At 70.2% G+C, this 21,428-nt stretch carries 18 protein-coding genes and 1 pseudogene; 7 read left to right on the top strand and 12 right to left on the bottom strand.

All coding sequences use genetic code 11. The features are described 5' to 3' along the window. Positions 1-100: 100 nt before the first annotated feature. The 7 genes and pseudogenes from ACFYZA_RS15955 to ACFYZA_RS15925 form a co-directional block, all read right to left on the bottom strand. Positions 101-343 carry an acyl carrier protein gene (locus ACFYZA_RS15955; protein ID WP_388490870.1) on the bottom strand — a complete coding sequence of 81 codons (243 nt, stop codon included), beginning with the start codon at positions 341-343 and terminating at the stop codon, positions 101-103. Positions 344-375: 32 nt separating this feature from the next. Then, positions 376-1,623, bottom strand: coding sequence for an aminotransferase class I/II-fold pyridoxal phosphate-dependent enzyme (locus tag ACFYZA_RS15950; RefSeq protein ID WP_388490868.1), 1,248 nt, complete (start codon positions 1,621-1,623; stop codon positions 376-378). Continuing rightward, entirely contained in the window at positions 1,620-3,578 is a 1,959-nt protein-coding gene (locus ACFYZA_RS15945) for a condensation domain-containing protein (RefSeq protein WP_388490866.1), read from the bottom strand. Before ACFYZA_RS15945 ends, ACFYZA_RS15950 begins: the two co-directional genes overlap by 4 nt. 10 nt (positions 3,579-3,588) lie before the next feature. Then, positions 3,589-4,866 carry a beta-ketoacyl-ACP synthase II gene (fabF, locus tag ACFYZA_RS15940; protein WP_388490864.1) on the bottom strand — a complete coding sequence of 426 codons (1,278 nt, stop codon included), beginning with the start codon at positions 4,864-4,866 and terminating at the stop codon, positions 3,589-3,591. Continuing rightward, positions 4,863-6,557 (bottom strand): thiamine pyrophosphate-binding protein, encoded by a 1,695-nt coding sequence (locus ACFYZA_RS15935; protein ID WP_388490862.1) that lies wholly within the window; start codon positions 6,555-6,557, stop codon positions 4,863-4,865. The genes fabF and ACFYZA_RS15935 overlap by 4 nt, the downstream gene beginning before the upstream one ends. Further along, complete coding sequence (locus ACFYZA_RS15930; protein WP_388490859.1) at positions 6,554-9,313, bottom strand: aldehyde dehydrogenase family protein; 2,760 nt, start codon at positions 9,311-9,313, stop codon at positions 6,554-6,556. Before ACFYZA_RS15930 ends, ACFYZA_RS15935 begins: the two co-directional genes overlap by 4 nt. Positions 9,314-10,028: 715 nt before the next feature. Further along, a pseudogene (locus tag ACFYZA_RS15925) lies at positions 10,029-10,238 on the bottom strand (alpha/beta fold hydrolase); the annotation flags it as partial. On the opposite strand from ACFYZA_RS15925, the gene ACFYZA_RS15920 reads away from it, so the two are divergent. The 3 genes from ACFYZA_RS15920 to ACFYZA_RS15910 all read left to right on the top strand — a co-directional run bounded on the left by ACFYZA_RS15920 (position 10,189) and on the right by ACFYZA_RS15910 (position 12,192). Then, a complete protein-coding gene (locus ACFYZA_RS15920) occupies positions 10,189-10,593 on the top strand; it encodes a hypothetical protein (RefSeq protein ID WP_388490857.1) in 405 nt (134 codons plus the stop codon). The pseudogene ACFYZA_RS15925 and the gene ACFYZA_RS15920 sit on opposite strands and share 50 nt — an antisense overlap. 172 nt (positions 10,594-10,765) lie before the next feature. Then, entirely contained in the window at positions 10,766-11,656 is an 891-nt protein-coding gene (locus ACFYZA_RS15915; protein WP_388490856.1) for a GNAT family N-acetyltransferase, read from the top strand. A gap of 62 nt (positions 11,657-11,718) precedes the next feature. After that, positions 11,719-12,192: a GNAT family N-acetyltransferase gene (locus ACFYZA_RS15910; protein WP_388490854.1), complete on the top strand. Its 474-nt coding sequence runs from the start codon at positions 11,719-11,721 to the stop codon at positions 12,190-12,192. A 70-nt stretch (positions 12,193-12,262) separates the two neighbouring features. Here ACFYZA_RS15910 and glgX read toward each other — a convergent pair whose 3' ends face one another. Further along, a complete protein-coding gene (glgX, locus tag ACFYZA_RS15905) occupies positions 12,263-14,380 on the bottom strand; it encodes a glycogen debranching protein GlgX (RefSeq protein WP_388490851.1) in 2,118 nt (705 codons plus the stop codon). Positions 14,381-14,723: 343 nt separating this feature from the next. Here glgX and ACFYZA_RS15900 point away from each other — a divergent pair, with 343 nt between their 5' ends. Further along, complete coding sequence (locus ACFYZA_RS15900) at positions 14,724-14,960, top strand: DUF5133 domain-containing protein (protein WP_388490849.1); 237 nt, start codon at positions 14,724-14,726, stop codon at positions 14,958-14,960. 108 nt (positions 14,961-15,068) lie between these two features. Here the strand turns inward: ACFYZA_RS15900 and ACFYZA_RS15895 are convergent, their stop codons facing one another. Further along, entirely contained in the window at positions 15,069-15,455 is a 387-nt protein-coding gene (locus ACFYZA_RS15895) for an ATP-binding protein (RefSeq protein WP_382585331.1), read from the bottom strand. A 239-nt stretch (positions 15,456-15,694) separates the two neighbouring features. Beyond that, positions 15,695-16,456, bottom strand: a complete 762-nt coding sequence (locus ACFYZA_RS15890; RefSeq protein WP_388490847.1) for an alpha/beta fold hydrolase — start codon at positions 16,454-16,456, stop codon at positions 15,695-15,697. Positions 16,457-16,518: 62 nt separating this feature from the next. Between ACFYZA_RS15890 and ACFYZA_RS15885 the strand changes: the two genes are divergently transcribed. Then, on the top strand, positions 16,519-16,944 hold the full coding sequence (locus ACFYZA_RS15885) for a MarR family winged helix-turn-helix transcriptional regulator (RefSeq protein ID WP_388490844.1): 426 nt from the start codon (positions 16,519-16,521) through the stop codon (positions 16,942-16,944). 188 nt (positions 16,945-17,132) lie between these two features. Beyond that, positions 17,133-17,798, top strand: coding sequence for a hypothetical protein (locus tag ACFYZA_RS15880; RefSeq protein WP_388490842.1), 666 nt, complete (start codon positions 17,133-17,135; stop codon positions 17,796-17,798). 36 nt (positions 17,799-17,834) lie between these two features. On the opposite strand, the gene ACFYZA_RS15875 is transcribed toward ACFYZA_RS15880, so the two are convergent. Further along, positions 17,835-19,352 carry an MFS transporter gene (locus tag ACFYZA_RS15875; RefSeq protein WP_388490840.1) on the bottom strand — a complete coding sequence of 506 codons (1,518 nt, stop codon included), beginning with the start codon at positions 19,350-19,352 and terminating at the stop codon, positions 17,835-17,837. 96 nt (positions 19,353-19,448) lie between these two features. Between ACFYZA_RS15875 and ACFYZA_RS15870 the strand changes: the two genes are divergently transcribed. Further along, the gene (locus ACFYZA_RS15870; protein ID WP_382585315.1) at positions 19,449-19,973 is read left to right on the top strand and encodes a MarR family winged helix-turn-helix transcriptional regulator; all 525 of its coding nucleotides are present in this window, start codon (positions 19,449-19,451) and stop codon (positions 19,971-19,973) included. A gap of 533 nt (positions 19,974-20,506) precedes the next feature. Here the strand turns inward: ACFYZA_RS15870 and ACFYZA_RS15865 are convergent. Then, a complete protein-coding gene (locus ACFYZA_RS15865; protein WP_388490838.1) occupies positions 20,507-21,340 on the bottom strand; it encodes a PIG-L family deacetylase in 834 nt (277 codons plus the stop codon). Positions 21,341-21,428: the final 88 nt, after the last annotated feature.

Genomic DNA, 21,428 nt, shown 5'->3' with positions numbered 1-21,428 from the left:
CAACTTCCCCTGGACAAAGGCAACTTGTGCATGGCACATCTCCCGATAGTGAGTCTCGTGCGGTGCGGGAAACGATGCGGTGACCGCCGTCCGACTGCGGTCACCGGTGGTCGGCGATATAGCCCACTACGTCACCGACGGTCCTCAGATCCACGATCCGGTCGTCGGGGATCTTCACCTCGAAGCTGTCCTCGAGCGCCACGGTGATCTCCACCATCGACAGGGAGTCGATGTCGAGATCGTCGGTGAAGGACTTCTCGGAGGTCACCTCGGCGGCGTTGACGCCGGCGACCTCTTCGACGGTCTTGGCAAGGGTGTTGAGAATCTCGGTGTTGTTCAGCACGGGTCTCTCCTTCTCGGGATGGGGTCGGGACGTCAGAGCCCGAGGCGCCGTCGGTAGGTGAGCAGGGTGCGCAGGAAGCCGTCCATCTGCTCCTCGGTGTGGCCGGCGTGCGGGAACAGGCGCAGAAGCGCCCGGTTGCGCGAGACGGCCGGGTAGGAGAAGACGGGCACGAGGTAGCCGTCCTCGACGAACCACTCCCGCATCTGGAGGGCGGCGGCGTCGTTCCCGATCGGCACCGAGAGCATGTAGGACTCGGTCGGCGTCGTCGGCGTATCGGCCTCGTGCATCTGCCGGCGGAAGCGGGCGGCATGCGCCAGGTAGTCGTCGACGATCGCCGGATTGTCGGCGAGGGCGTCGATCGTGCGCTGCGCGGCGTAGGCGGTGGGCGGCTGGATGGCGGCCGTGAACATCGAGGTGCCGGAGAGGAGTTCGAAGGCGTCGATGGCCATGGCCGGGCCGGCGATCGCGCCGCCTTCCAGGCCGATGGCCTTCGACAGGGACACCATGACGAAGTCGGCCCGCTCCCTGATCGCGGCCGCCTCCCGGGCGTACGGACGGCTCTCGGGCCCGTAGACCATGAAGCCGTTCGCATCGTCGATCATGCTGATGGCGCCGTGTCGGTCGCACTCGTCGAGGATCTCCACGATCGGCCCCATGGTGCCGTCGGCCGAGTAGATGCTCTCGGCGATCACCACGGTCTTGCGGGACCGGACCCGTTCCAGGATGCGGGCCAGGTCGGAGACGTCGTTGTGCCGGAACGCGTGGACGTTGCGGCCGTAGGCAAGTCCCTCCAAGCCCTTCCAGATGCTCCAGTGGACGTCACGGTCGACGACGAAGACGGTGTCGTGGTTGCGCACCTCGATCCCGGCGTCGAAGTGCGCGGAACTGCTCATGGCGTGGACGAACCCGATGTTGGCGAGCAGCCCCGTGGCGAAGCTGATGGCCCGCTCCTTGCCGGTGTGGCGGGCGATCGTCTCCTCGAGGACTTGGTGCGGGCGGCAGATCCCCTGGGTCATCCTGGATCCGCTGGTGCTCAAGCCGTGGGCGAGCGCCCCCTCGGCGAAATGACGCTGCACCGGAACGTGACGCTCCAGATCGAGGAAGCTGATACTGGCGAAGTTCACCAGCTCTCGGCCGTTGCGGACGATGGTCGGCCCGACGGGACCGTCCACCACCGGCGGGCGGTACGCCGTGTCGTGGGTGTTCGCCTCGACGAAAGCGTCGAAGGCCCACGGAGCCAGGCGGTTCACGGACGGTGCGGCGGTGTGGGACGCGGTCATGGTGAGGTTTCTCCTCCACGAGGGGCGCGGGGCGGCAAGGGCTCCAGGGCTGCGGCGAGGTGACCGAGCGAGGCCGTTCCGGCCAGCTCGTCCGACGCGATCCCGGTGAAGCCGAACTGATGGAGCAACGCCAGCAGACGCGGGACGGCGACCAGCGTGACTCCGTGGTCGGCGAGGCAACGATTCATGTCCACGGCGTCAGGGCCGTCGAGGGAGCCGGCCGCCAGGCCGCCGGGCCGGACGGCGGCCACGGCGGCGGCCAGCGCCCGTTCGGCGCCCGTCGCGGGCGGGCGGGCCGGGAACCGAAAGGTCGTCGTGCCGCCGGTGATCGTGCGGGGCGGGTCGGAGGGACGGCCTGATGCGAGGCCGGCCGGGGACAGGACATAGCGGCCGGGCGCCACGAGAGCGGGCACTTCGCCGAGGTGGTCCAGGACGTGTCGGTGCAAGTCGTCGGGGGTGACGTCAGGGACGGTACGGGCGCGCACGACGAGATGCGGTTCCTCCCCCACGGCGGACTCACTGGGCACCACCGTCACATCGAGCACCCCGGGGTGGCCACGCAGCACCTCTTCGAGGCCGGCCAAGCACACCCACCCCTGCGGGGCCCGCCACCATCCGGAGGCGGCCGGTGCGAGCGCGCGTGCCGGCACCGGGCACTCGGCGCCGCCGGCGAGCGCGCGCAGGAGAGCGCACAACCGGACGGGCAGCGCCACGGCCTGCTCGGCGTCGAGGAGGTGATCCCCCACGGTGACGTCGAGGGTGACGACCCCCGCGTCGCGGCCGAGGTCGACATAGAGCGTGTCGCAGGGCTCGTCGGGCGCGCTCCTGATCCAGGTGTCGGTCCCGTCCGGCGCGGTGGGCCGCGCGGGGACCAGGTAGTCGCGCGGCCACGCGTAGCAGTTGAACTCGATGGTGGGCACGGTCAGCACGCCCCGGCGACGGTCCATGCGCGCCTGCGCGGCGACCAGTTCCGCCGGGCGCCACTGACCGTGCCGGTAGGCCGCGGCCGAGGCGGCGACGACCGAGGCGAGTACCTCGCCGAACGCCGCACCCGGGCGGAGATCGATCTGCACCGGGACCGTCAGTGCCCGGACGCCGATGCTGTGCCGCAGAGCGGCCCGGGCCCGGTTGGAGACCACCACGGACGCGAGGAACCGGTGTTCGCCGGTGCGGGCGGCCACGTCGTGGGCCAGCGCCGCGAGCACCACGGCCTCCGGGCTGACCCGGTAGCGCCGCGCGACCCGGTCGAGGTCGTCGTACGCGCTGACCGAGCGGTGCTGGAGTCGGTGGCGCCCCGCGCCGTCGGCGGCACCGCCGAACGGGCCCAGCACGCCGGTGGGGTTGCTCGCGAGACGCGTGAGCCATTCGCGCTCCGCCGCGCGGGTGCGCTCCGAAGGCCGGGCGGCGACCATGTCGAGCGGGTGCACGGATGCCTCCAACGGCGCCTCGTCGCCGCTCAGTTGATCGTGCAGTTGGCTGATCAGTACCGCCAGCCCCCAGCCGTCGATCAGAACGTGGTGGGCGGCCATCAGGACGGCCCGCGGCTTTCCTCCTTCGAGCAGCACCCTGGCGAGCCAGGGCGGATTTCGCTCGGGGTCGATCGGGCGGGCGGCGAGCGCCGCCGTGGCGGCCTCCAGGGTCTCGGCATCGGCGTTGGGCACGTCGACGTAGTCGACCGGCAGCGGGGCCCAGTCCGGGCGGTGGACGTGCTGTATCGGGTGGAGCGGGTCGACGGTGGTGCGCAGCGCCTCGTGGCGGGCGGTGAGGGAGGCGAGCGCCGCGAGTACGTCGGCGACGGTGGCCGGGGGCGGGATGTGGCAGTGGTCGGCGAGCGGCGTCGGGTTCACCCGACGTGGTGCGGGGATGGTGTGTTCGAACCAGTGCCACTGCTGGATCCAGGTCAGCGGTCCGCTGCGGATGACGGTGTCGGGGGTCGGTTCCGGAGGGTGGTTCACGGGCAGGACCTCATACCGCTCGGACCACGAGAGCCGCGTTGTGGCCCCCGAACCCGAACGAGTTGCTGAGAGCGATCCGTACGCCCTCGTGGCGCTGCGCCTGGTGCGGTACGAAGTTGATGTCCGGGTCGAGCGGTTCGTCGCAGTTGATGGTCGGCGGGACGTCACCGGTGCGGAGGACCTGGATCGACGCCACGAGTTCGACGGCTCCGGCGGCGCCGATCATGTGCCCGGTCATCGACTTGGTGGAGCTGACCGGGATCCGGGTGACGTGATCGCCGAGCACCTTGCGCAAAACGGCCGCCTCGGTGGCGTCGTTCAGGACCGTGCCGGTGCCGTGCGCGTTGACGTAGTCCACGTCCGACCCGGATATTCCGGCGTCGCGCAGGGCCGCCTCGACGGCGAGGCAGGCGCCGCGTCCCTCCGGATGCGGGGCGGTCCAGTGGTGGGCGTCGGAACTCGCTCCGTACCCGATGAGTTCGGCCAGGGCCGTCGCCCCCCGCCGCTCGGCCGCTTCGGCGGCCTCCAGGACCAGCACGGCGGCTCCCTCGCTCATCACGAACCCGTCGCGGTGCACATCGAACGGCCGGCACGCGGCGGTCGGGTCGTCGTTGCGTCTGGACAGCGCGCGGGCGTTGCCGCTGCCCGCGAGGTCGACGGTGGTGACGCAGGCGTCGGCGCCCCCGACGAGCACGACGTCGGCCTCCCCATTGCTGATCATGCGCATGCCCGCGCCCACCGCGTCCGCGCCGCTGGCGCACGCCGTGCTCTGGGCCCGGCTGGGCCCCTGGGTGCCCAGACGCATGCTGATCTCGCCGGCGGCGCTGTCCATGGCCGTCGTGACCTGGGTGAAGGGGCTGATGGCCCGCGGCCCCTTGTCGCGCAGGATGTTCGCGGCGCGGTAGATCGATCCCACCGGGCCGTAGCCACTGCCGATGATCACGGCGACTCGCGGCGCCAGCTGGTCGTCCACGACGAGCCCGGCGTGCGCGCACGCCTCAAGGGCCGCGGCGAGGGCGTACTGCGCGTACGGGTCGGCGCGGCGGCTGACCATCGGGGGCATGTAGCGGCTCGGTGTGAATCCATGGACCTGGCCGCCTATGCGGACGCCGAGGTCCGTCACGTCGATCGCGTCCACGGTGTCGATGCCGCTGCGCCCGGCCAGCATCGCCTTCCACGTCTCGTCGGCACTGTGGCCCAGCGGGGTCACGGCCCCGTACCCCGTGACCATCACCCGGTGTCGGACCCGGCCGCGCCCGGCGTCGCCGCCCTCTCCTGTGAGAGTCACTGGGGAACCACCTCCGCGTCACCGATGCACGGCGGAATGTCATCGGGGGCGACCGGCACCATGAGCACGGCCGTGCCTCCCTGGGAGCAGAACCGTCGTGCGGCGAGGACGTCGTCGGTCAGCGCGGCCTTGTCGCGCAGCACCCGGTAGTGGAGGTCCGCCCCGTCCACCACGGGCGGCGGGGCCCCCGGACGTGTGAAGGGATAGCGTTCGGCGTCGAGGCCGAGGCGGGCACGCTGGGCGTCCAGCCAGCCGTAACCGCCGTTGCACAGCACCACGTACAGCACGCCGCCGTGGGCCGGAGCCGCGACCGCGATGTCCGTGCGGGCCGCGAGGAACGCTCCGTCCCCGATGAACGCGGTGACCTCGTGGTCCGGGGCGGCCCGCTTGACCCCGATGGCCGCGGCGGCCCCGAAGCCCAGGGGGGTCTGCTCCGACGGCACGATGGAGCCGCCGCCGACGTGGAAGGGGAAGCAGTAGGACCACATGTCCTGCAGCCCGTTCTCCTGGACCAGGACGTGGTGCCGGCCGGCGGTGGCATCGAGTGCGGCGAGCAGTTCGGGGATGCGGATCTCCGGGAGTGTCGCGGCGCGGACCAGTTCGGCTTCCGCGTCGACCGACATGGCTTTCCGGGCGACGGCGATCCTGTTGGTCCAGGCGTCGGTCGCGTCCGTGTGCTCGGCCGTGTGGTCCTCATCGAGCGCCCGGGACCAGCCGAGCAGGGCGTGCCGGGCGTCTCCGAGCACGCGCGGGCCGGGGAACTCGGCCGACAGGCCGGCCGGATCGATGTTGACCTGCACCACGGTCACCGGGGGCCAGGGGGTGCCGCCTTCGACGACCGTCTCCTCCAGGCGCCCGGCGAGCGACACCACCAGGTCGCACGATGACCACAGTTCACGGGCGGCGGCCGGCGCGTAGAGGCCCGCCACGCCACAGAACAGCGGGTGGTGCTCGTCGACGGTGCCGCGGCCGGAGGCGGTGGTGAAGAGTGCCGCGCCGAGGCGTTCGGCGAAGCGCTCGACCACACCGTCGTCGTTGCGGTGCCGCATTCCGCCGCCCACCAGCACCACCGGGCGCCGGCTCGCGCGGAGTGCCGCCAGCGCCGGTCCCGGCGTCAGGGGAACGGACTCAAGTACCAGTGTTTCCGGCCGAGTTGGCAGCGGCCCGGCGACTACCTCCGACGTGCGGACGTCGTCGGGGATCTCCAGGTACACGGGTCCGGACGGCGGTCCCATGGCACGGGTCAGCGCCGTCACCGTCGCGGGGACGACCCGGTCGGGGTGACCCACCCGGTGTGCCCATCGCACCAGGGGCGCAGTGACGGCGACCTGGTCGAGTTCCTGGAATCCGCCGCTGCCCCGGCTCCGTTCGGGCGCACCGGCGGCGAGCACGAGGACCGGCGCACCCGACTCCCGCGCCTCGAGCAGCCCCGTGGCGGCGTGGGTGACGGCCGGGCCCTTGCCCAGTACGCAGACGGCGAGCCGGCCCGATTGCAGCGCGTAGCCGGTCGCCATGTACATCGCGTTGCGCTGGTCGCGGCACGGTACGAGGTCCAGGCCGGCCGCGTCCAAGGCGCCGAGCAGTTCCAGGTCGTCGCCGGGGAGCCCGAAGCAGGTGTCCACCCCGTTCGCCGCCAGGACGTCGACGACGGCCGACCACGCGCCGGCGTACTTCTTGATCCCCAGGGTCACTTGCCACCCACCGTGACGGGGGCGGCCGCCGGGATGTTCCGCGCCACGGCCTGCGACATGAGCAGCGGTTCGGCATGCCGCTCGCCGCCGTAGGAGATGTAGTTCGCCCTCATCCCGAATCCGCCGAACGGCCGGTTGCCGTCCTCGGCGTCGAGCAGCGTGTGGTTGACACAGGTGTGGTGACGCTGGGACAGGACCTTGACGGTCTCCGGGTCGTTCCCGTAGACCATCGCTCCCAGCGCGCGTTCGCTGAAGAAGGGGCTCGCCAACCGTTCCCGCAGCAGCCTCGCGCTGGGGTACGCCACGACGTTGAACACCGGCGCGAACATCTCGTCGAGGGGCATCTTGTCGTCGAAGCCCCACAGCAGCACGGTCGGCTCGATCCTGCGGGACGGCAGATCGATGCGACCGCCGTGCCGGATGTACCGCGCGTGGCGCACCAGGTAGTCCGAGCAATTCACCAGTGCCGAGTCGTAGTAGATCGGGCCGTAGTCGATGCCGGGCTCGTCGTTCGGGCCGAAGCGCAGTGAACTCAGTTCGGCGGACAGCAGGTCGACGAAGTCCTCGGTGCGGCCTTTCGGCGCGAACACGACGTCGGGTCCGAAGCAGTCCTGGCCCGAGTTGTAGAGCCGGATTGTCGTGACGTCACGGGCGGCTTGCGCGAGGTCGGCGTCGGGTGCGATCACGAAGGGGTTGATGCCGTGGCCGAAGAAGAGGAAGAGCTGGTCCTCCGCAAGTCCTTCCCGAATGGCCTCGGCATTGGAGTATTGCCCGGTGAAGACGATGAGGTCCGCCTCGCGTACCGGTCCCGTCACGAACTTGCGCTGACTGAGTTCGAAGAGCTCGATGGGCAAGCCGTGAATTGGCGCCAGCAGGGCGTGCAGGCGTTGCATCTGGCTCTTTGTCTCGGAGGAGGGCCGGAAAATGATTCGGTCGCTGTACAAGGACCCGACCAGCAGGTAAAGCGCATAGGAATAGAACGGGATGTTGGACGGCATGAAGACCGCGGCCAGGGGCACGCTGCCGGGGCGGACCCGGCGAATCTCCTCCTCCGCTCCATCGAGGGTGCTGAGGAACGACTGGATCTCCGCACTCGCGGTGTGGTGGGGCGAAACCTCGGTGAGGATCCTCATCACCGCGTCCTCGTTGTCGGCCACATAGCGGCGCACCGCGCGCAGCGCGTCGACGCGGTCGGCGAAGGGAATGCGGTAGTCGCCCTGACCGATGGTGGTCGAGGCGGACGCGGATAATTCGGCGGTCGGGGAGGAGGCGGATAAGTCAGTGGTCGTGTCGAACGACGCGGACAGCGAGTTCATGGCGATCTTCTCCAGAACGGCCGGATTGGGCTTTCCCGAGCTTGTGAGAGGCAGCTCGGGCAGGACGACGATGTGGTCGGGCTGTTCGTATCGGGCGAGCACCGGGCGCAGCGCGCGTTTCCAGTGCGCGGGTTCGTGACCCTCCGGGTCCGTGATCACGAACACCAGACGACAGCCCAGACGCTCGTCCGGGACGGCGACCACCTCGGTCTGCGCGCCGGCCGACTCGGCCCGCTCGGCGAGGTGGTCGGGGTAGAGGGTGTGGCCGTCACGGTGCACGGCGTGCTTGCGCCCGACCGGGAAGACGCGGCCGGCGTCGTCGACCAGGCCGATGTCGCCCGTGCGGTGCACGCGACCCGAAACCGGAACGATCTCACCGTCGTCGCCCAGGTGACCGGTCATCAGGCCGTCGGTGACTACGACGAGTTCGCCGAGCCGGCCGGGGGGAAGCGGCCTGCCGGCGTCGTCGTGGACTTCGACGACGACACCGGGCAGCGGTGTGCCGCATCCCACCGGATCGGCCGGGGGCGCCAGCGCGATGTTTCCCACCTCGGTGGCCCCGTAGCCGTCGAGCAGACGCTCGCCCGTGCGGGCGTGAAACCGGGCCGCCAGGGTGCGCCCCAGCGGCGCACCGCCCACGCACCAGGCTCGTACCCGCTTCAGCGCGGTCGCGAGAGCGGGACGACGGTCGAGCAGGTTGAGCAGGGTGTGATAGGTCGACGGGGCCCCGTCCACGATGGTGAGGCCGTGGTCCAGGCCGACCGCGAGCGCACGGTCCAGGCGCGTGGTCGGCCCGTAGACCACGAGCGTGCCTCCGCCCAGCCACCAGCACAGGACCAGCGAAAGTCCGTATTGGTGGGAGTACGGCAGGACCGGTAGGAAGACGTCGTCGGGCCGGTAGCCCATGCGTTCCGCACTGAGTGCGAGGTTGTCCAGGATCGAGCGGCCGGAGCGGACTATGCCTTTCGGGCTGCCTGTCGTGCCCGACGACCACGAGATCGCCGCGTCCTGACGCCGCGCCCAGGCCGCCACATCGGGCACCGCCGCCGCGTTCGGAGCGGGCCCTGGCGCCGCGGTGCCGCCCGTACTGTCGTCGTAGCCCGCACTGTCGTCGCAGCCGACACTGTCGTCGATTTCGAGCACCACGCGCGCCAGGGCGTGGATTCGCGCCCGCTGGGACGGGGTCGCTCGATGATCGGCCAGGACCACCGAAGCGTCGAGGTGAATGAGCGCGAGCAGCTTGACGACCCATTCCGGCGAATTGGCCCCGCTCATCATTACCCGCGAGCCGGCCCCGATGCCGCGGCGCGCAAAATGCTCGGCGGTATCGAATATGCGGGCCGCTATTTCTTCGGTCTCCCAGATTTGCCCCTCGGGCGAGATCAAGCGCCTGGAAATGGGCAACTCGCGCTCCTTAACGCCAGGGGGTGCGCGCAGCATCCTGAATGTGCACGTTTATGGAACCGTAATCCCGTGATGACGTCCGCTTCCACTTAAGAAGATGAATCTAAAACGACTATCCCATACCTCTAGAACCGTGTCGAGTATGACAAAGGCACTCCACGATACGCCTGAGGCAGGTGAGTACGTTGTGACGGAAGAGTTGTGACGCGTGGCCATTTCTGATCGGTTAATTCGAGGGCCGATTCTTGTCCCCGCACAGGTGGAGGCCGCCTTCCGTCGAGTACCGACCGGCGCGCTCCACGAAATACGGACAGGCGCACTCAACCGCCTGTTCGAGCGGTACGTGTCCCGGCCACCGACAGAGGGAGAGCCATGGCATCGGCCGCGTGCCGGATCCGTCCGCCCAGCGCTGACCTGAATCGACTCGTCTATGCCGATGGCACGGGCCATAAGTGCCGGTCCCGAAGCCGGCGGACACGGGCCATGGCCGAAAGGCGACGGGCCGGCCCGTCGAACTCGGTGAGATCAGTAGGGGCCGGGGCGGAGACACCGAAGGGGGCGCGCCCGCCAGAACTCCCGGAGCGGCCACTCCCCCGTCGTGCGCTCTCCCTGTTCGCCTGAGCGCCACGGCCTATACGCCACGTTTTCACGCGGCGTCGCTGCCGGATTTCGAACAACTGGCCTCTCCAGGGCCCGAGTTGGCCAATGCGCGGCACCACCCCCACATCCGCCCTCACCGGGGTCGGCCGGGTCAGCCTCGGAGGAATGCCGCCAGAGCCGCCGCGAACCAACCGGCGTCGTCGAGCCATGGATAGTGGCCCGCCCCCGGCTGAACCACGAGCTTGGCGTCAGGGAATGCTTCGGCGACCTCGGCAGCGGACGCGGGCGGGCTGTTCAGATCGAACTCTCCGGTGAGCAGCAGAACGGGAGCCCCGCAGGAGGCGAGCGCCGCACGAGTGCTGTCCGATCACCCTCGACCAGCCCGACGCCCCTGGCTCGAAGGACGGCTGTGGGCCCTGGCCGAGGCGATCTGCGAGACCTCCGACGGAACCGCCCGCTGTACCCGCTACGTCGGCGCGCTCACCCGGGGCAGGAAGCGCTCCACCCCCCAAAGCGTCGACGAGCTGCGGCGCCTCGTCGAGGAGGACCTGCCCTCGCGCCGGGCGGAGTTGACCGCCGGTCACCAGGGTGCGTACGACGAGATCAGCCGCGGCCTCGACCTCCCCGCGAAAGCCGCCACCGCATCGGCCACGACGGCGGCATCAGTCCGCCGCGCCATGGCCCGTCAGGTTCAGCGCGCTCTGCTCAAGGACTGACGACCGCCCCGCCGCCGCACCGCCTCCTCCGGGGACGACCGGGGGTGCGGGTGCGCGCCGGTCAACCGACCAGTCCACGAGCCTTTTGTCAGACAGGCACCCGCTGAACGAGCAGCCAGTCCCGGGGGAAAACCGAATGCGCCCCGATCGGGCAGATCGCTACGCTGAAGCGATGGACTCTGTGCAGGTCAGGCTGATGCGAGAGGCCGATCTCCCGTCGGCGGAACGGGCTTCGGCGGTGACGTTCTTCGAGTCGGAGCGAAGCACCAGACGGGTCAGTGACCCGGAGATCGAGCCGCGCTCCGCCGACGCCTCCCAGCAGTGGGTCGACCGGATGCGCTTCTTCCTGAGCGTCGACCCCGAAGGGTGCTGGGTCGCGATCGACGAGGTCGCCGGCGCCCGCAGGACGGTGGGGTTCGCCATCGCGCAGAACCGCGCCGGCCTGTGGTTCCTCGCCACGTACGGAGTGCTGCCCAGCCACCAGGGGCAGGGCGTCGGCAAGCGACTGCTGGACGCCGCTCTCGCGCACGCCGGCGGGCGCCCCGGCATCTTCTCCTCCAGCGTCCACCCCGGCGCCACACGCCGGTACCGGGCGGCGGACTTCTCGCTCCACCCTCAGATGCGAATGGTCGGGGTCGTGGACAGGTCCACGCTCCCCGTGATCGACGGCCTCCGGGAGGGCCGGGCCGACGACTTCGCGTGGATGGACCAGCTGGATCGGGACCTGCGCGTTGCGGGCCACGGTCCGGACCACGGCTACATGCTCGACACACTGCGGCTGGTCGTGTGCCGAGACCCGGCAAGGCCGGGATACGTCTACCTCGACGACCGGGGGCGAGCGTCACTGCTCGCCGCCTCGGACCCGGCGACCGCGCGGAAGCTGCTGTGGGAAGCCCTCGCCTCGTCGCAGGGACCGACCTTGGTCAACTGCATCACCGCTCCCAACGAGTGGGCGATCGACGTCGGCCTGGCCGCACGTCTCGACATCGGCCAGGAAGGCTATATCGCCGTCCGCGGCATGCCCGTTCCGGCGCCCTACCTCGCCAGCGGACACTTCCTCTGAAACCTCGCCCCCGTCGAGAAACGCCGTCGCGGCCACATGATCGATTGACTTACGGTTCCCGCATGACGACCACACTCTCTCTGCGGGAAATCACCCCGGCCAACTTCGACGTCGCCATCGGCCTGCGGGTCCGTCCCGACCAGGAGCACTTGGTCGCGCCGGTCGTGAAATCCCTGGCCGAGGCATACCTCCATCCCGGCACGGCCTGGCCCCGCCTCATCGTCGACGGCGACCGTCCGGTCGGCTTCCTCATGGCCTTCTTCGACATCGACTGGAAGGGCGACGGCACGGGCACGGACATCCGGTCCGGTCTGTGGCGGCTCAACATCGCGGCCGGCGAACAGGGCCGCGGTTACGGCCACTTCGCGGTCGAGTCCGTTGCCGCTGAGATACGCCGTCGCGGCGGCACCCGCCTGACCACCAGCTGGCATCCGGGGACGGACGGCCCCGAGGGTTTCTACCTCGGGCTCGGCTTCCGTCCGACGGGCGAGACCAGCGGCGACCAGACGGTTGGCGAGCTGGACGTGTGCCCCTGACCCCAGCGGCCCTCCCGTGGCGGCGGTGGCAGCACGTCACGGGTGGGCGGTGGGTTCCGGGGCGCGCACCTCACTCCCTGCGATCCCGGCGCAGCACTCGGAGGCTGTGCGGCTCCAGTGGGAATTCGGCGTCCGGGCCGAACACGCTCTCCTCCTCGTCCGCCGACGGGCTGGCGGTGTCCAGCGCGACATGCCACTTCTCGCCGTACGCGGCCGAGGGCAGCCGGAACTCGACCGGATCCCGACTGCTGTTGAACAGCAGCAGGAACGTGTCGTCGGGGAGCGGTCGGCCCTGCGCGTCGCGTTCCATCGGCCGGTCGGCGCACAGGTACACCGCGAGGGCGTGCGCGTCGCCGCGCTCCCAGTCCGCGTCGCCCATCTGGCGGGCGTCGGGCCGCAGCCAGACCACCTCCGCCTGCTCCGGCGGGATGTCGGGCGTGGGGCCCACGGGGAAGTGCCGGCGGCGCAGCCCGGGGTGGGCGTGGCGCAGCGCGACCGCCCGCCGGGCGAAGTCGAGCAGCGCGCGCCGCTCGTCGTCCAGCTCCCAGTCCACCCAGGAGATCTCGCTGTCCTGGCAGTAGGCGTTGTTGTTGCCGCCCTGGGTGCGCCCCATCTCGTCGCCGTGGGCGAGCATCGGTACGCCCTGCGAGAGGAGCAGCGTGGCCAGCAGGTTGCGCTGCTGGCGCAGGCGCAGCTCCCGCACGCCGGGACCGTCGCTCTCGCCCTCGGCCCCGCAGTTCCACGACCTGTTGTCGTCGGCCCCGTCCCGGTTGTCCTCGCCGTTGGCCTCGTTGTGCTTCCCGTCGTACGAGACGAGGTCGCGCAGCGTGAAACCGTCGTGCGCCACAACGAAGTTGACGCTCGCCCGGGGCCGTCGCCGGTCGTGCTGGTAGAGGTCGGAGGAGCCGGTGAGGCGGGACGCGAAGTCGGCCAGGGTGTTGTCCTCGGACCGCCAGAAGCCGCGCACGGTGTCCCGGTAGTGGCCGTTCCACTCCGACCACAGTGCGGGGAAGTTGCCCACCTGGTAGCCGCCGTCCCCGACGTCCCAGGGTTCGGCGATCAGCTTGACCCGGCTGATCACCGGGTCCTGCTGGACCAGGTCGAAGAAGGCGGAGAGGCGGTCCACCTCGTGGAACTGCCGTGCCAGAGTGGCCGCCAGGTCGAACCTGAACCCGTCGACGCGCATCTCGGTCACCCAGTACCGCAGGGAGTCCATGATGAGCTGCAGGACGTTGGGGTGCCGCATCAGCAGGGAGTTGCCGGTACCGGTGGTGTCGAAGTAGTGCGCCGGATCGTCGTCGACGAGCCGGTAGTACGCGGCGTTGTCGATGCCCCGGAACGACAGCGTCGGACCGTGCTCGTTGCCCTCGGCCGTGTGGTTGAACACCACGTCCAGGATCACTTCGATCCCGGCGGCGTGCAGCGCCTTCACCATCTCCTTGAACTCGGCGACCTGCTGTCCCCCGCTGCCGCCGGCGGCATAGGCGTTGTGCGGCGCGAAGAACCCGATGGTGTTGTAGCCCCAGTAGTTCGACAGGCCCCGATCGACGAGGAAGCCGTCCTGGGTGAACTGGTGCACCGGCATCAACTCGACTGCTGTGACGCCCAGTTCCTTGAGGTGACCGATCACCGCGGGGTGCCCCAGACCGGCGTACGTGCCGCGCAGTTCCTCCGGCACGCCCGGGTGACGCATCGTCAGACCACGGACGTGCGCCTCGTAGATCACCGACTGGTGATAGGGGTGGTCCGGTCGCCGGTCCCCCTCCCAGTCGAAGTCCCGTTCCGTGACGACGGCGAACATCCCGTGCCCGGCGCTGTCCAGGCCGTTGAGCCTCTCGGGGTTGTCCGGATCGGCGGTGAACAGCGAGGGATCTCCGTCGAGTTGACCGTCCACGGCGGTGGCGTACGGGTCCAGCAGCAGCTTCGAGGGGTCGCAGCGGTGCCCCTCGGTGGGCCGGAAGGGGCCGTGCACGCGGTAGCCGTACCGCTGACCGGGACCCACCTCCGGCAGATAGGCGTGCCACACCGAGCCGTCGACGTCGGTGAGCGGCACGCGCCGCTCCTCGCCCGCCGCGTCGAACAGGCAGAGTTCCACCCGTTCGGCGACCTCGGAGAACAGAGCGAAGTTGGTTCCGGCGCCGTCGTGGACGGCACCGAGCGGATAAGGACGACCAGGCCACGTCTGCATCCGCGCATCAAAGCACGACAGTCCCGGCCGTAGATCCCGACGCGACCGCACGCCGTCCGGCCACTTCACCGAGGCCGGTCGCGCAGGTGCGACGGGGTGCCTGTCCCCGGTGGCCTCGTCCGGCGGAGCGCCGTAGGGGCCGAGAACGAGGAGTTCGTGCGCACCAGGCTCCCGTCTCGGAGTCACGGTCTGCTCAAGGTCCTCTCCACCGGCCGAGCCGATATTGGCCGTCCGCCACCTCGGCGGTCCCGGCAGGCCTTCACGCGCGGCACGCGTGGGGGCATGGGACTCGGGGCAGACGGACTCGAAGACCACCACATGACATGACAAAAGGACGACTTCGATGTTGATGGCCCACCCCGCGGTCCTGAGGAACCTGATCGACCAGTACGAGACCCTGCGCGTCCTGCGGGCCGAGAACGGCAGCCCCGAGGCGGACCGTCGCCTGGAGGACCTCGCGTACACGCTGTGCGTCTCCACCGGCACCCGCGACATCGACGCCGCCCTCGACGCGGCCCACCACCAGCTCACCGGCGGCACCGCCCGCCACTCCCGCGAGGCATCCCTCCAGGCCGCCTGATCCGGCGCGGCGGAGCAGCGGTGGTGGATGCGTGATCGGTACGGCATCGGCTTACAGCCGACGGCGGTGAAGGCCGATGGCCGTACCGGGGCGGGCCGGCAGCGCCGTTCAGCCGAGGCTGAGGACGGCACAGATCTGCTTGCCGCCGGAGGGAAGAGCCCTGAGCGACACCTTGTCGGCGATCGTCTGGACGATGGACCAGCCGTAGCCGCCTTCGAACGGCTGGCAGTCGGACCGGCTGGGGATCGCGGGCAGGCGGTCGCTGTGGTCGGCGACATGGAGGACGAGCCGCCCGTTCTGGACCTCCTGGGTGCAGGCCGACAGGCCTTCTCCGTGCCGGATCGCGTTGGTGATCAGCTCGGTCACGACGAGGAGGGCGTCGGAGACACGTTCCTCGGAAGTGCCAGGAGCCGCTTCCTGGATGGCGTCGACGACCTGCGCGCGGACCCGAGCGGTCTCCGGCGCCTCGGCCACGATGCCGACGCTCTGATGCATTTCGCTCTCCCTCGCGACACAGGCCCCTCTGCACGGGGCGACGGAATGAGGGCGGCACGCATGTGGCCGCCATGTATCAGTCTTCTCGCTGCGAGGCGTCCGGAGACGTAGCGGAGGTCCCCATTCCCTGGGGTCCATGGACTGCCGGACAAGGGATCGCATCTCCACCGATCGGCCGATACCGCGGTCCCCGAAGGAACGAGATGTGTCTCGGCACCTGGCGCCGGCACAGGCCCGCCTCATGCGCGACGCGTCTCGGCGGCGAAGGCGTCCAGCAGGGCGAAGGTGCGCTCCGGCTGTTCCAGGTGGGGCAGGTGACCGGCTTGCGGAACCGTCGCGAAGCGCGCGTTCTCGAAGGCCGCGGCATACGCCGATCCGTAGGCGGGCGTGACGATGCGGTCGGCCTCTCCCCACAGCACGAGGGCCGGCGTGGCCACCTGCGCGAGACGCGCCCGCAGGCTGGGGTCCGCCATCGCGGGGCCGCCCGCGAAGAGACGCAGGGCCGCCATGTTGCCCGCCATCGCCGCGCGCCGCTCGGCCGGCAGATCCTCCGGAGCGACGTAGAAGCGCTCCGAGTCGTAGTACGCGTACGTGGCGACACCCCGGGCGTCGAGTGCGAAGAAGTCGCGCACCGGCTCCTCCTCGACCTCGATGCCGACCGCGTCCACCAGAGCGAGCCCGCTGATCAGCCCCTCCGTGTCGGCGGCCGCCATCTCCGCACCGATCCATCCGCCGAGCGAGGACCCCACGACCAGCACGTCGGACAGACCCCGGTCGCGCAGGACCCGGAGGTAACCGATGGCGAGATCGGCTATCCGCGTGAGGCCATCGGGGCGCGCAGTGCCGTTCCAGCCCGGATGAGTGGGAAGCAGGGCGAGAGCGGACGCGGCGAAGTGCTCGGCGATGGGCGCGACGGTGGCGGGGCCGCCGCCACCGTGCAGAACGAGGACGGGGCGGCCGGTGGCAGGTCCGGATACGGCGAGTACGAGGTCTGAAGTCATGCCGCGACTTTAACTAAGCATCCTTAGTTAAACAAGCTTAGTCGCCGTGCTAGTCTGCTCGCATGGCCGTTGACCTGCAGACCCTCGGGAAGGCCGTGAAGGCCGCCCAGTACCGGCAGCACCGCTCGCTGGACACTCGCCTCGCGTCCGTCGGCAGCACGCTGGCCCAGTGGGACGCCCTCCGCGCGATCGACAGCGCGCCCGGGGCCAGCGCCCGGGAGCTGGCGGCGACGACGTTCCAGAGCGAGCAGGCGTTCGGCACGCTCGCGGGCCGGTTGGTGGCACAGGGCCTGGTGGACCGGCGCAAGGGCCACGGCCGGCGCATCGAGCACCACCTCACGGCTGCGGGGAGGCAGATGCTGCGGGCCGGACACGAGGTGGCGGACACCGCGCTCGCGGAGTGCTTCGAGGGGCTGACGGCGGCCGACCGGGAGTCGCTGCTGCGTCTGCTGCGCAAACTCGCGGCCGGTACGGACAGCGGCACCTGAGGCGCAACGGACACTCGCATCCGTACGCGGACACCCACCACCCCTGCGGCACCGAGCCCCGGGCCATGCCCCGAGGGTGTAGGTAGGACCACCCCGTCCGGCGTCCAGGCCCAGCGACGAAGAGCGCCGGGAGCAGCAGAATTCACATCGCCGAACCAACGAGGAACCCACCACACCGGGGGAACACCATGAACGAGCGTGGAGCGAGGCGTCTCACGGGCCTGGCCGCCATCCTGGCCGCAGCCGCCTTCATCGTCGAAGTGCCGCTGTACTTCCTCTACTCCGGCCCGCCACCGGACTCGAACGTCCTCGCACGGCTGCTGATCGGCATCCTCGCGCTCGCGTTCCTGATCTGCTTCGTGACCGCCTTCCGGGAACTGGTCAGGACGACGAACCCGGCCTATGAGTGGGTCGGCACGCTGGCCTTCGCCTCGGGACTGGTCTACGCGACGATCACGCTGGTCTCGAGCGGCCTGGAGGCCGGCGCGGTCATCGCCGCCGACCACGCGATCGACCCGACCATCACGGTGAGCGGCACCTACATCCTCTACGGGTCGATCGGCCGTCTCATGATGGCGCTGTTCCTGACCGCCGTGGGCTTCGGGATCTCCCGGACGAGGCTGCTGCCGCGCTGGACGGGCCGGTCCGCCTTCGTCCTGGCCGGAGTCAGCCTGGCCTTCGTGCCGTCCCTGTTCTTCGGCAACGATCCCGCGCACTTCTACGCGGCGAACGGATGGGGCACCACCGCCCTCATGGGCGCGGTCTTCAGCTACTGGATGCTGGGCCTGGGCATCTCCGCCTACCGCAGTGGCACACGCCGCGCGCCCATCGGCGCGCCTGCTGCGCAGCACTGACGCCGCTCCACGAGAGCGGGCCCGGCCGGCCCGGGCTCACGTGGTGAGGGGCTGCCTGGCGGCGGAGTCTCCGGCAGCGCCCTCGGGGTCGAGTCCGGGCTGCTCCTCGGGGCGGCCCTTCCTGGGCAGCAGGAAGGTGATGGCGAAGAAGGCCACCAGCAGACCCGCCTGGACGATCAGCGCGCGATGGAAGCCCCCGGTGAAGTCGCCCGTCTTGGCCCGGGCGAAGAACACCGAGCCGAAGACCGCGACACCGATGGAGCCGCCGACCGCCTGGACCGCCGACAGGACGCCGGAGGCGGAACCGATCTCGTCGTCATCGACCGCGGCCAGGATGAAGCTGAACAGAGCGGCGATCACCATGCCGGCACCGACGCCCGCCACCGCCACTCCCGGCGCGATGTCCCAGATCGAGAACGAGGCGGTGTCGAGCCCGTTGAGCTCGAACCACAGCACGGCCGCACCGGCCAGCTGGACGAGCGGCCCGATCTGCAGCACCCGGCGGCCGATCCTGTCCGCGAGGAACGCACCACTGACGGCTCCGCCGATCGCGGTTCCGACCGCCAGCGGAAGGTTGCCGAGCCCGGCGTCACCGGCGGTGAAGTGCCGGCCGATCTGGAGGTAGAGGGTCAGCACGAGCTGGGTGCCGATCAGCCCGCCGAAGAACAGGGCGATGCCGCCGAGTCCGACCGTGAAGGCGGGCTTGCGCAGGAGGCGCGGAGTCACCAAGGGCTCGCGGCCCGCGGCGGCCGTACGGCGCTGCTGGACGGCGAACAGCGCGAACCCGATCACCGAGGCCCCCATGCACAGCCACGTCCACATCGGCCAGCCGTTCTCCTGCCCCTGATTCAGCGGGAGGACCAGCAGGGCGCAGGACGCCGCCACGAGCCCCGCGCCGGCCACGTCGACCCGCACCGTACGGTCGCCCGCCTTCCGCGGCACGAACGTCGCGGCGACGATCAGCGCCGCAACGCCGATGGGCAGGTTGACCAGGAACACCGACCGCCAGCCCAGGCCGAAGAAGTCGCCCTCGATGAGGAAGCCGCCGAGGACGGGACCGATGATGCCGCCGAGGCCGAGGACGGGACCGAAGATCGCGAAGACCTTGGTGAGCTCCGGCCCGGAGAAGTTCTCGCGCAGCAGACCGAGCCCCTGCGGGAGCAGCATCGCGGCGGCGGCGCCCTGCACCAGCCGGAAGGCGATCAGGGACTCGATGTTCGGTGCGATCGCACACAGCAAGGAGCTGAGCGTGAAGGCGGCCAGGCCGATCAGGAACATCCGGCGTCGCCCGAAGCGGTCGCCCAAGCGGCCGCCGAGCACGAGCCCGGCACCCAGAGTGAGGGCGTAGCCGCCGATCACCCACTGCAGGCCGACGGACGACGCCCCCAGCGACTTCTCCAGATCGGGACCGGCGACGTTGACGATCGAGGCGTCCAGGAGATCCATGATCTCCGCGACGAGCATGACCACCAGGATCAGCCATCGCCACCGGTACGGCTCGCCGGTCTCGTCAGGGCTGGGCGCCTGATCACTCACGTCAGATACCTCCATCATGAAGTAGTTCCACGATGAAGGTAAAGTCGGGACGGTAGGTTGTCAAAGCGGGCCGGCGACCAGGACGGCGGAGCGAGAGAAGGTGGAGGGGCCTCCATGAAGGAAGCCGAGCACGAGGGCGTCGCGGCGCAACGTGAGCAGCTCATGGAATCGCTGAGGACCTACGGCGGCCATTACGCCGAACTGAGCCGGCGCTTCGCCGCCTGGCTGGGCCTGCACTCCACGGACGCGACCGCGGTACTGGAGATCGCCGCCGCGGAGGAGCGCGGCGCCCCCTTGTCACCGGCGCGGCTCAGCGAGCGGATCCCCCTGTCCACCGGAGCAACTACCGCACTGCTCAACCGCCTTGAAGCGGCGGGGCACATCACCCGCGTCCGCGAACACTCCGACCGGCGCATCATCACCCTGCGCAGCGGCGGACACATTCAGGAACGGGCGGACGAGTTCTTCGGCCCACTCGCCCTCCGCCTCGACACCACCATGGCGCACTACCCGCCCAGGCTTCTGGAACAGTTCGAGTCGTTCATGGCCGACCTGAACAACGCGATGGACACCCACCTCACGGAACAGGGCGCGGCAACACCTCACTCCCCCAGCACTCCTGGCGGCCCGACCCGCTGACCGTCGACGCGGGCCCGACCTGACTATCGAGGTGGGCCCGACCTGACCGGCGGCGGGGGCCCGACCAGTGATCTCCCAACATCCCTACCGTCAGGCACAGTCCGGCCCGGCGCGTCCCCGGCACCCGGTCCACCGGCCGAGCGGCGCCGGGCAGGACCTGCGAGGGCGAAAGGTACGGCAGACTGTGCGGGTGACCACAGACCCTCGCAGTCCCCTGGACAACGACGCGCCTTCCTTCAGTTCCCCGGAGTCGGCACGTCCCCGTCAGTCTGCGCCCCGCTCCGCGGCCGTCGCGCCGCCCGCCACCTTCCTCGAGCCCAAGCTCCGGCCCGGGCCGCCGGAAGACACGCCCATAGCCTGATCACGCCGCAGGCCCCCGTACGGGGCTCCGGTCGTGTCGAGTGAGCGGCCCACGTACCCGGCCGCGCTCACGGCCTCCGGCGCGTACGGGTACGCGAAGAAAGGGCAGTGCCCCGTGCGGTGCACTGCCCTTTGGCTCGGTCGCGAGCCTTCCAGCCCTTCGGGCGGGTGGATCAGCGCAGGCCGGCGAAGAGGTCGTTCTCGGGAAGGGCCGTGCCGGTCGGGTCCTGGACGCGTACGAAGGTCTCCATGCCCATCAGCTCGGCGAACCGCTCCTTGCCCATCTTGAGGAAGAAGATGTTCTCGCCCTGACTGGCGTGCGCGGCCAGCGCGTCGAACTTCTGGCCGCTGAACGGGGTGGTGTCCACCCACGTGCTGATCTCGTCGTCCGGGAGGCCGATCTCGGCCATCGCGGCGGCCTCGGCGGGGTCCGGCTCCGGCATGTCCTCGTTGAACTCGCGCATGAGCTCGCCGAACCGCCGCATCCCGGAGTGCGGCATCGTCGTCCAGTACACCTTCGGTGTCAGCTCGACCATCTCCAGCGCGGCCATCGTGATCCGGTGGGCCTGGATGTGGTCGGGGTGGCCGTAGAAGCCGTTCTCGTCGTAGGTGACGACCACGTCAGGCTGGTAGTGGCGCATGAGTTCCGCGAGCCGGGCGGCGCCTTCCTCCACGGGGGTCCGCCAGAACGAACCGGGGGCGTCGTTGCTCGGCCAGCCCATCATTCCGGAGTCGGCGTAGTCCAGCATTTCCAGGTCGCTGATCTTCAAGACGTCACGGCTCGCCTCGAGTTCCCGCCGGCGCATCGCGGCGACGGCCGCCGGATCGTGCCCGGGTTCGCCCGGCTTGGCTCCTCCCGGTCCGTCGCCGCAACCGCCGTCGGTACATGTCACGAGAACCGTACGGATGCCCTCCGCCGCGTACCGAGCGAGTACTCCCCCGGTTCCGGTGGCCTCGTCGTCGGGGTGGGCGTGCACTGCCATGAGCGTCAAAGGCCGGTCAGCCATGAAAAGTCCTCCTGCGAAGAATGATGGTGGTCCGGGCAAGCAGCGGTTGTACCGCGACCCCGAGGTACCGATCCTGTCAGGGCGGTCG

This window comes from Streptomyces sp. NPDC001828, assembly GCF_042892175.1.
Lineage (GTDB): Bacteria > Actinomycetota > Actinomycetes > Streptomycetales > Streptomycetaceae > Streptomyces.
Note: the sequence above shows the minus strand (reverse complement) of the source record. Positions and strands in the feature narration are given on the sequence as shown.